Source organism: Sphingobium olei (genome assembly GCF_042678845.1).
GTDB lineage: Bacteria > Pseudomonadota > Alphaproteobacteria > Sphingomonadales > Sphingomonadaceae > Sphingobium > Sphingobium olei.
In genome coordinates this window covers 26,181-36,369 of the sequence record NZ_JBHTLS010000112.1, presented here as the reverse complement: position 1 = coordinate 36,369, position 10,189 = coordinate 26,181, and the positions used below count along the sequence as shown (strand labels likewise).

Below are 10,189 nucleotides of genomic sequence, written 5' to 3'. Positions count from 1 at the left end.
CACCGGAAACGGCGACACCGCCATATCCGGCCTCCGGTTCCGCTTCGCTCCACCTCCGTCCGAATATGGCGGCGATGGGCTTAATCCACTAACAAACCAATCGGTCCACTCGGTGGGGGCAGATCAATCGAGAGTGACAGCTTCGCATGTGTTACCCAACCGGTGCGCTCACATCATATGACCCGCACGCAGCGCGGTCGCACTCGATCACTAGCGTTCTCGCGTCCTGCACGGCCGATCACATGACAGCTCAGTCCACGGCCGCGATCTTGCAACTCGAACATCTCGGCCTCGCGCTCGCGCTTGGCCTGCTGATCGGTGTCGAGCGCGGATGGGCCTATCGTGAAGCGGAGGCAGGTTCCCGCATTGCCGGAATTCGCACCTTTGGGCTGATCGCTCTCGCGGGAGGCCTGGCGGGACTGATCGGCTCGACGGTTCATATCTCTCTGGCGGCCATATTGGTTGCAGCAGTGGCTGCGCTGGTGGTAGTCGGATATCGGCAGTCTCTCGCAAATGCCCCCAACGTCAGCGCAACGATGGCCATCGTCATGCTGCTCACGCTTTGCATAGGGCTGCTCGCGACGATCGGCCAACCGGTCATTGCCAGCGTCACAGCTGCCGTCGTGACGCTGGTCTTGTCGCTTCGGCGTCAGTTGCATGGATGGCTCGGCCGCCTCAGCGAAATCGAAGTTCAGGCCATAGCGCGTTTTGCATTGATCGCGCTTGCGATCCTGCCCCTTCTCCCCGACCGCGCGATGGGCCCCTATGAAGCGTGGAACCCGCACCAGCTCTGGACGATGGTGGTTCTTGTCTCCGGCCTGTCCTTCGTCGGCTATGTTGCTTCGAAGAGGTTCGGGCCATCGCGAGGCACCATCGCGACAGCCGCTGCCGGCGCGATGGTGTCGTCGACGGCGGTCACGGCCTCGCTTGCAACCCGTCTTCGCGTCGACGATGAAGCGCCCGGTACGTTGATTGCAGGAATCGCGGCCTCTTCGGCGGTGATGTTCCTGCGTGTTCTGCTGATGGTGTCAGTGCTCGCGCCCTTTGCCCTGAGCTCACTCACCTTGATCATCGGACCTGCGGCATTGATCAGCCTCATTGCCACCTGGTGGTCGCTGCGCAAGGTGGCCGGCCAGCAACGCGCCGGCGAGAAACAGATCGCACTTCGAAATCCATTCGAACTTGGGCCAGCGCTGATCCTCGTGGCCCTGGTGATGTTCCTTTCCCTCATCGCACGCTGGGTCCTCGCCCATTTCGGCGATGCCGGGTTGGCGACGGTGCTCGCCATTTCCGGCATGGTGGACGTCGATTCCGCCATCATCACCATGGGAGGGCTGCCGCCCTCCAGTCTTGCGCCGGTCACGGCTGGGCTGATCCTCGCGGCGCCGGTTCTCCTCAATACGGTCTTGAAGGCCGGTATCGCCATCGGGATTGCGGGGTGGCGTCGCGGCCTTCCTGCGGCACGCCCGCTCCTTCTCAGCACGGCGGCCGCGTTGATGATGCTTCCGCTTCTGCTGATCGATGTGCGTCTGCCCTTCTGAATGCCATCGAGACCGTGGCTCGGCGGCAGGGCGAAAATGGTCTCCTGACAAGCGCTCTGAAGGGGGGCTCTTGTCAGGAGTGAGGGTCATTGCTCGCTATGGAGTAAGGGCCGTGTGGCGCGCCCTAAGCGGTCCCTGGGCCGCGTCACCCCCTCCCCGCCAGATGGAGACCTGCGTGAGGCGTATAGAGGCGCGCGAGACGGCACACCGCCGCAAAGCCCCCGCCAGCGGCATTGGAAGCTCGGCAGAAAACTACGGGGATTCCCCAAGTGTGTCGCGACTACCGGCCTTTTAGGTTGCCCGCACAGGCAGGAGGTGATCGATGCTCAAGGATATCGTCGCAATCGTGGACAACGGCGACAAGAGCGCAGCATTCGTGCAGCGCGCGATCGGGTTCGCCAAAGCGCAGGACGCCCATTTCGCGATCACCTTGCTGACCGATATTTTCTGGGATCCTGCGATCCTGCCGCCCTATGAAGCCTATTCCGGCGTATTCGAAGAAATCGAAGCCGAACAGTCGCGCAGGATCGCCGCGGTCAAGGCACTGATCGAGCATGCCCCGATCGCCGTCGAAGTGCGCGCGGTGACCGACGCGCCGGCCTACCTAAACGGCGCGGCGAGCGTCGAAGGTCGCTATGCCGACATGCTGCTGGTCGGCGGACCGTCGACCTTCGAAAACCCCAAACTTCGACGCCGCAGCGTCGAGGCCGCGTTGATGTCGTCTACGGGCCCGATTCTCATCCTTCCGGATGACAGCCATCTCGAGCGGGTTCGCCATGCGGTTCTGGGCTGGGACGCATCGCCAGAAGCCCGCCGCGCCGCAAAGGATCTGCTGCCGGTACTCGACCCTGGCGCGCATATCGATATCGTCGCGGTCGACGCCCAACCCAGCGAGACAGGGCATGGCCCCTCACCCGGCACCGATATCGCGCGTCATCTCGCGCGACACGGTTTCGAGGTAGAGGTGCATCAACAAAGCTCTGTGGGTCGGACTGTCTCGGACGCACTTGAGGAATTCACGAGTGCGTCCGGTGCTGACCTCCTCGCGATCGGCGCATTCGCGCATTCACGCGTCCGGGATATCTTCCTGGGCGGCGTGACCAGGCATCTGCTGCAGGACGTGCGCATCCCGCTCCTGCTCTCGAGATAGGCCGGCACTTGCTGGCGACCGCCATAGCGGTGACCATGGCCGCATGGCGTATCTAGAGAATCATTGGGGCCTTTTCTATCTTTCGACGGAATGGATCATCCGCCTCGCGATGGTCATTGCCGTCCCGTTCCGAAGATCCCCGGAGGCGGCGCGCAGCTGGTTGCTGCTGCTCTTCTTTCTGCCGATCCCGGGAATTATCCTGTACTTCCTCGTGGGTCGGCCGCGCTTCCCTAAATGGCGGCAACAGCGGTTCGCGGGAATGCCGCGATCAGGCCAGGCAGACGCCGTTATCGCAGCCGCGACGAGGGTCTTCGCGCCATGCCTCGAGCATGAACGTGCACCGATCGAGAAGCTCGTCCGGAACCTCGGCCAGTTGCCCGCGGTCGGCGGCAATGCCCTGGATCTGCTCGACGACTACCAGGGCGTGATAGATCGTCTGTGTCGCGACATCGATGCAGCGCACGACCATGTCCACCTCCTCTCCTACATATTCGCCGACGATGCCGTGGGAATGCACGTGATCGAATGTCTTGGCCGTGCGACCCGGCGCGGCGTGCGGTGCCGGGTCATGATTGACGCGCTTGGCTCCCGGCCCTGGGCCTCTTCCGTCCTGCGCGCCTTGCTTGCGCAAGGTGTCGAGGCGCGCGAAGTTCTGCCGGTCAGGCCTCTTCGCTGGCGACCGGCACGCGCCGACCTGCGTAACCATCGCAAGCTCTGCATCGTCGATGGGGCAATCGGCTATATCGGGTCGCAAAACATCGTCGCGGCGGATTTCCGCCCTGGCATCCGCAACGAAGAACTGATGGCACGCGTCGAAGGCCCGATCGTCGCCCAACTGCAATCGGTCTTCCTGGCGGACTGGTATCTGGAGACCGAGCAGCAATTCGCTGACCCGGCGCTCTTTCCAAAACCGATATGCGCAGGCGACATATCGCTGCAGCTCCTGCCGAGCGGACCCGATTATCCAGTGTCGGGAAGTGAACGCCTGACCGTGGCGCTCCTCTATGCGGCGCGCGAGCAGGTGGTCGTGACGACGCCCTATTTCATCCCGGACGAAGGCCTGATCGAGGCAATCCAGTCGGCCGTACTGCGCGGCGTCGATGTTCGTCTCGTCCTGTCCCTTGTGCAGGATCAACGGCTCGTCGGCCTCGCGCAACGATCATTCTACGCGGAGATGCTGCGTAGCGGTGTCCGCATCTTCCTCTACGAAGATCGATTGCTGCACGCGAAGCACGTCAGCGTCGATGGCGATCTGGCGACGATCGGGTCCAGCAACGTCGATATCCGATCCTTCACGCTCAACGCGGAAGCCAATCTCATCCTCTACGCTCCGGATCAGGTCCGCCGCCTCAACACACTGCAGGAGCGCTATTTTTCAGGAAGCCGCGAACTGCTGGCAAAAGATTGGGCCAGCCGTCCGTTTCACCGCAAAATAGCCGAGAACCTGGCTCGCCTGATCAGCCCGCTGCTTTGATTGGAACGCTTGCCAGCGCACCAAGCGGCAGGCGCTTTTTTGGCCGCCTTGTCCCCCCGCATTCCCCAGCGGATTCGTCCTAACGGCGGTCGCCGGTGAGCTGGAGCAGGAAGGTGAACAGGTTGATGAAATCGAGATAGAGCGTCAGTGCACCCATGACGGCGGACTTGCCGAGGATATCCGAACCCTGGATCGTAAAGTACATGCTCTTGATCTTCTGGGTATCGTGGGCGGTGAGACCCGCGAACAGCAGCACGCCGATCGCGCTGATGGCGAATGCCATGGCGTTCGATTGCAGGAACAGGTTGATCACCATCGCGACCAGCAGACCGACGACGCCCATGATGAGAAACGTGCCGATCGCCGAGAGATTCCTCTTCGTCGTGTAGCCGAAGAGGCTGAGGCCGGCGAACGCAGCTGCGGTCGCAAAAAAGGTCTGCGCGATCGAGGTCCCCGTATAGACGAGGAATATCGTCGACAGAGACAGGCCCATGAGTACAGCAAAAGCCCAGTAGAGCCCCTTCGCTGCACCGAGCGAAAGCGTGTTGACGCGGAAACTGAGGACCATAACAATGGCGAGCGGAGCGAGTATTACGACCCACTTCAGGGGGCCGCCCTGGGTGAAGAGCTGCGCAGCAAGCGAGGTCTCGCCACCGGAGGCGAACAACAACGCCACGATTCCGGTGAGCAGGACGCCTGACGCCATGGTGTTGTAGACAGACAGCATATAGGATCGCAGCCCGCGATCGAATGCTGCGTCGCCAACGGATGTGGTTGCTGCGCGGGGCATGGGGTTAGCCCTCGGGTCAGACCATTGTGCCATCGAATTCGATCCTTTTCAGCTAAGCGGCGCTTGAATGGCACCGGAACAATCTCTGGAGCTTTGATCTGAACGTTCGCCGTTCGGCCCGCGGGGCTGGAGCCCCTTATTTGCCGCCCTTGTTTGCATCCGGCTTTTCGGCCTGTGCACTGCCTTGCAACAACGTGAACCAGGGCTTGAAAAGAGTATCGAATGGTGTCGCGCCCTTGGCATCGAGGCTTGAGCTTACCGTCGATGAGAGGCTGTTCCGCCAGTCGGCGACCGCTTCTTCCACCTTCTCCGCTGTTGCTACCCTTAGCGATTCCAGCTCGCCGAGATAATCCTGCAAATGGCCGGTGTTTGGCAAGGCGACCGTGCCGCCTTCAGCTCTCTTCGAAATCGCAGCGCGGGTCTCTTCGGCGACCTCGGATGCTCCTCGCCCGCCGATCTCGATCATCGTCTGGCCGCTTTCCCGCCAGGTTTCGGCAAGTTTCAGCGCCAGACGCATATTCGCCTGCGTCAGCGCGAGCATAGTATCGAGGGGTTGCGACATGTCGGCTTCTCCGGTTTCGTGTGGGCTTGAGGCGCCATGGGGGCCGCGCATGGTAAAGTCGCAAGCATCGGCGCGGCTCGCCATCGGGACATGTACGTAACTCAGCGGACCGCCTGGCCACGGGCTGGACGCGCCTCGGACCACAGGCATCTCGCCAAAGTCCTCCGTAAAGACAAGCATATCGACCTCGCGGAAAACGGCGATAGCTGTCGGCCATGCGAAGGGAGCCTGGTGCCGTGTCACCCTCCCCCATTCTGCCGAAAGGGCATATGTCGCCATCCGGGGTCCGGTGGTCGATGTGCAATTCGGCGTGGGTAAGTTGCCGCCGGTCAACGATGCGCTGCATATCGACGCAGGCTCGGCAGGAACGCTGGTTGCCGAGGTGCAAAGCCATATCGATGAACACACGGCGCGCACCGTTGCCCTGCAGACGACGAGCGCCCTCAACCGCGGCGCCGCCGTTGAGGCTACCGGCGCCGCGATCATGGTTCCCGTTGGGGATGAAGTTCTGGGACGCCTCTTGACCACGACCGGCAATGTCGGCGATGGCGGCGCTGCTCTTCAAGCCGATGTGCTCCGCCGGCCGATACACCGCCCCCCGCCCGCGCTCGAGCAGCAGAGCGCCGCCACGGCCATGTTCGAGACGGGTATCAAGGTTCTCGACCTGCTCAGTCCGCTGGCGCAGGGCGGCAAGGCAGCGATGTTCGGCAGTGCCAGCGTCGGCAAGACCGTGCTCGTCATGGAACTGATCGACGCCATGGTCGCGCGCTACGAAGGCGTGGCGGTGTTCGCCGGCATCGGCGAGCGTTCGCGCGAAGGCCATGAGCTGCTCGCCGACATGGGCCAATCGGGCGCCATCGCGAAGACCGCGCTAGTCTTCGGTCAGATGAATGAACCGCCTGGCGCACGTTGGCGTGTCGGACTGACTGCGCTCACCATCGCCGAATATTTCCGGCTCGAGCAGAAGCGCAACGTGCTGCTGCTGATGGATAAAGTCTTCCGCTTCGTGCGGGCGGGCAGCGAGGTGTCCGGGCTCTTGGGCCGGATGCCATCGCGCGTCGACTATCAGCCCACTCTGGCGAGCGAAGTGGCTGCGCTCCAGGAGCGGATCGCATCGGTCGAGGGAGCCTCGGTCACGGCGATCGAAGCCGTCTATGTCCCGGCGGACGATTTCACCGATCCGGCGGTGACCGCGATCTCCGCGCATCTCGACAGCAAAGTCCTTCTATCCCGCGCGATGGCGGCCGAAGGCATGTACCCGGCGGTCGATCCTCTCGGATCGTCGTCCATGCTGCTCGATCCGATCGTAGTGGGAGAGGACCATTATGCGCTGGCCCAAGCAACGCGAAAGACGATCGCCCATTATCGCAAGCTCCAGGACATCATCTCGCGGCTCGGCATCGAGGAACTGGGGCAGGACGACAGGCTGGCCGTGGGCCGCGCAGGCCGCCTTCAGCGCTTCCTGACCTAGCCTTTGTTGTGACCCAGGCGTTTACCGGCACTTCCAAAACCTCACGTCCTTATCGTCAAAAACTAAATCATCACATGTTGGGGCCAAACACTAGATAAATGGCCGACCACCGGTCACCGGAACTGTCGCACCGGTCATATAGCTCGCTTCATCGGTCGCGAGCATCACATAGGGCGGCGCCAGTTCGCGCGGCTGAGCGGCGCGGCCGATCGGCGTGTTGTCACCGAAATTCTTCACTGCCTCTGGCGGCATGGTCGCGGGGATGAGCGGCGTCCATACCGGGCCGGGGGCGACGCAATTCACCCGGATATTCTTTTCGGCCAACATCTGCGCGAGCCCCATCGTGAAATTCTGGATAGCGCCCTTGGTTGTTGCATAGGCGAGCAGATGAGCGTTGGGCTGATCGGCGTTGATCGACGTGGTGTTGATGATCACGCCGCCGTTCTCGAGGTGAGGTACCGCTGCCTTGGCCAGATAGAACATCGCGTGCATGTTGACCGCGAAGGTCAGTTCCCATTCCTCGTCGGAGATATCTCCGATCTCGGCGAAGCTTGCCTGATGTGCGGCATTGTTGACGAGGATATCCAGTCCGCCAAATTCTTCGACCGCTCTCTCGACGATCGCCCGGCAGTGGGCGGCCTCGCTGATATCGCCGGCGATGAGTACGGCATTGCGACCGGCCTCCTCGACCCACTTCTGCGTGTCACGCGCATCCTCATCCTCGTTGAGGTAGGAGATGAGAATGTCAGCGCCCTCGCGGGCGTAGGCGATCGCCACCGCCCGTCCGATGCCGCTGTCGCCGCCTGTGATGATCGCGCGCTTGCCGTCGAGCCGGCCCGATCCGATATAGCTTTCCTCGCCATGATCGGGACGCGGGTCCATCGCTCCGGTCGTCCCCGGCATCGGCTGCTGCTGCTCGGGATAAGGCGGTCGGGGGTCGTCGGCCATCGTGAGGCTCCTTCAGCAGCTTATGAATGTCAGGCGGCAATCAGATGCACGGCCGTAGGCTTGGCTAGCGGCAACCCGGCCGATTTCGCCTGCGCCACCAGCTCTTCCTTGCGCGCCAGCATCTGGTCACGCAGTGCGACAAGGTCGACATCCGTCTTGCGGCATTGGGAGAACATGCCTTCCGATGGCATCTCCTCTTCATGGACATGGTGCTTGATCTCCTCGGAGAGCACCTTGACCTTCGCGTCGTAGAAATCGTCCTCGGGGCTGCCGGCCTCGATGTCGTTCACCAGCACCTTGGCGCCGTCATGCTCGACATAGGCTTCGTCGAGCGTGTCGTTCTCGATCTTCCCCCGAAAAGCGGGATAGAAGATTTCTTCCTCGATCAGCGTGTGGATCTTCAACTCGGTGCAGATCTCATGGGCGAGGCTCTGCTTTTTGCCGGACGAACTGGTTTTCTCGAACTGCTCGAACAGCTGCTCGACCTTTCGGTGATCAGCCTTGGGCAGCGCAATAGCGTCGGTGAAGGTTTCGCTGGGCATGAAGTCCTCCTGTGGAGTGCTGCCCCGGAAATGGGTGGATGAGCCCCAATGTTCCCTGCGAACCACTCGCAAAAGGCCAAAAGCCTGCGATATTAACAACAATCAATCCTACGTAATCTTCTCGTCATCCTGCTGCCTGGCGGCCTCGTCATCTTTCTTCGCGATGAAACTCATCTTGCCATTGGACTCGAGGATCGCACAGGCGACCTCAGCGATCCGGGAGATTCCGGCCAGCCGCATCTCGATCTCCGCTTCCACGCGCGTGATGCGGTCACGGCGCATGTTCGCCACGATCAGTTCACCGTCCTTGACCAGCACGCGGGGCACGCCTTCCAGCAACCGTTCGGCGCGCGGCGAGAGATAGGTGATCCAGCTCAGCGTCAATGCCCAGAAGGCGATGGTGGAGATGGCGAGTGCCGCGCCTGTCATGCTGAGGTCGTTGTGCGTGATGCCCTGTTGCACGAGATCACCCATCACGACCAGCAGGACCAGCTCGAACGGCGTGACCTGGCTCAGCTCCCGTTTGCCCAGCAGCCGGAGCAGGAGATACATGATGAAGAACATCACGCTGGCGCGCAGGATGATATCCATCAGGGCAGTACCCTGATCGAGACCGGCACGCCGGCAAGTTTGTGGTCGCCGTCATATGCCGCGATCTCGCCGCTTGTGCCGGCGAACAGGGGCGGATTGATCTGACCGTCGATCTTGAAGCGGAATGTCTCTCCCGGCTCGGCCGAGCCGAAGGAGAAACGGTGATGGCCGTCCTTGTGGCTCTCTTCTTCTGCGGTGGGGATCATGGTGTTGATGGTCATTTCCCGCCAGAGCGGCGCGGAAACGCCGATGACGAGATCGGCGACGGGACGCTTCGGCACCACTTCGACGATCGTTTCGAAGACCATGCCGTTGCGCAGCACGCGGGGCGTTCGAACGCTGAGGCTCGCGGCATCGCTTTGCGTCAGACGCACCTCATGAGACTGGCCGCCAAGAAACCCGGTGAGGCCAAGACCGAGCAGAGCTGCTAGGCAAAGAACCGGCACCGGGCTCGCCCGGCCATGGTCTCGCACATGCTCTTCAGAAATGCCGTCGGGCGCCTGCAAATCCGGCACGTCGTCAGGCCGCCTGCGGCGGACGAGCCGCCACGGCCGGCAGCATGTCGATCAGCATGTGGAGCGCGACGCGCAGGCTCTCGATCCTGGTCGCGCCACGCCCGATATCGCCGAAATGCCGGACGATATGCTGAGTCTCGACCCCGTGCGCGGCGCAGGCAAAATGAACCAGCCCTGGCTCGTCAGCGGGCTCGCCTGGCCCGGCAAAGCCGGTGATCGCGATCGCCAGCCGCGCATCCGATCGTCGCAAGGCGCCCTCGGCCATGGCGCGCGCCACCGGCTCGCTGACCGCGCCGCAATCGTCGATCATCTCATGGCTGAGCCCCAGCAGGTCGCATTTGGCCTCCTTGCTATAGACCACAAAGCCGCGGTCGAAGACGTTGCTGGCGCCCTCTATGTCTGTGAGGAGTGATGCGAGCAGCCCTCCGGTACAGCTTTCGGCAGTCGCGAGGCCTATTTTGGCCGTGCTCGCAGTTTCGAGGAGCGACATGGCCGCGCGGATGACCTCGTCTGGCAGCGCCGGAGACAGAGTTTCGGCATCCGTGACCTGCTTTGCACCATTGGGCGAAGACATCTTCCTTCATCCTGCTGCTTTACAACACGCT

The 10,189-nt window shown here is 62.3% G+C and carries 11 protein-coding genes and 1 pseudogene; 5 read left to right on the top strand and 7 right to left on the bottom strand.

Going from position 1 to position 10,189, the window contains the following annotated elements:
• The 4 genes and pseudogenes from ACFQ24_RS08015 to cls form a co-directional block, all read left to right on the top strand.
• A pseudogene (locus ACFQ24_RS08015) lies at positions 1-92 on the top strand (integrase catalytic subunit); the annotation flags it as partial.
• A 150-nt stretch (positions 93-242) separates the two neighbouring features.
• Positions 243-1,541, top strand: coding sequence for an MgtC/SapB family protein (locus ACFQ24_RS08010; RefSeq protein ID WP_185703099.1), 1,299 nt, complete (start codon positions 243-245; stop codon positions 1,539-1,541).
• Positions 1,542-1,863: 322 nt separating this feature from the next.
• On the top strand, positions 1,864-2,691 hold the full coding sequence (locus ACFQ24_RS08005) for a universal stress protein (protein WP_185703100.1): 828 nt from the start codon (positions 1,864-1,866) through the stop codon (positions 2,689-2,691).
• Positions 2,692-2,734: 43 nt separating this feature from the next.
• A complete protein-coding gene (gene cls, locus ACFQ24_RS08000) occupies positions 2,735-4,165 on the top strand; it encodes a cardiolipin synthase (RefSeq protein ID WP_380910296.1) in 1,431 nt (476 codons plus the stop codon).
• A gap of 79 nt (positions 4,166-4,244) precedes the next feature.
• On the opposite strand, the gene ACFQ24_RS07995 is transcribed toward cls, so the two are convergent.
• The gene (locus ACFQ24_RS07995) at positions 4,245-4,988 is read right to left on the bottom strand and encodes a Bax inhibitor-1/YccA family protein (protein WP_185703102.1); all 744 of its coding nucleotides are present in this window, start codon (positions 4,986-4,988) and stop codon (positions 4,245-4,247) included.
• A 103-nt stretch (positions 4,989-5,091) separates the two neighbouring features.
• On the bottom strand, positions 5,092-5,517 hold the full coding sequence (locus ACFQ24_RS07990) for a hypothetical protein (RefSeq protein ID WP_185703103.1): 426 nt from the start codon (positions 5,515-5,517) through the stop codon (positions 5,092-5,094).
• A 310-nt stretch (positions 5,518-5,827) separates the two neighbouring features.
• Between ACFQ24_RS07990 and atpD the strand changes: the two genes are divergently transcribed.
• A complete protein-coding gene (gene atpD, locus ACFQ24_RS07985; RefSeq protein ID WP_279606512.1) occupies positions 5,828-6,988 on the top strand; it encodes a F0F1 ATP synthase subunit beta in 1,161 nt (386 codons plus the stop codon).
• A 90-nt stretch (positions 6,989-7,078) separates the two neighbouring features.
• Here the strand turns inward: atpD and ACFQ24_RS07980 are convergent, their stop codons facing one another.
• The 5 genes from ACFQ24_RS07980 to ACFQ24_RS07960 form a co-directional block, all read right to left on the bottom strand.
• The gene (locus tag ACFQ24_RS07980) at positions 7,079-7,936 is read right to left on the bottom strand and encodes a glucose 1-dehydrogenase (protein ID WP_185703104.1); all 858 of its coding nucleotides are present in this window, start codon (positions 7,934-7,936) and stop codon (positions 7,079-7,081) included.
• Between the two features lie 29 nt (positions 7,937-7,965).
• On the bottom strand, positions 7,966-8,478 hold the full coding sequence (locus ACFQ24_RS07975; protein WP_185703105.1) for a hemerythrin domain-containing protein: 513 nt from the start codon (positions 8,476-8,478) through the stop codon (positions 7,966-7,968).
• 108 nt (positions 8,479-8,586) lie between these two features.
• Entirely contained in the window at positions 8,587-9,069 is a 483-nt protein-coding gene (locus tag ACFQ24_RS07970; RefSeq protein WP_185703106.1) for a DUF421 domain-containing protein, read from the bottom strand.
• Complete coding sequence (locus ACFQ24_RS07965; protein ID WP_380910293.1) at positions 9,069-9,584, bottom strand: hypothetical protein; 516 nt, start codon at positions 9,582-9,584, stop codon at positions 9,069-9,071. The genes ACFQ24_RS07970 and ACFQ24_RS07965 overlap by 1 nt, the downstream gene beginning before the upstream one ends.
• 4 nt (positions 9,585-9,588) lie before the next feature.
• Positions 9,589-10,158 (bottom strand): CinA family protein, encoded by a 570-nt coding sequence (locus ACFQ24_RS07960; protein WP_185703108.1) that lies wholly within the window; start codon positions 10,156-10,158, stop codon positions 9,589-9,591.
• Positions 10,159-10,189 lie beyond the last annotated feature (31 nt).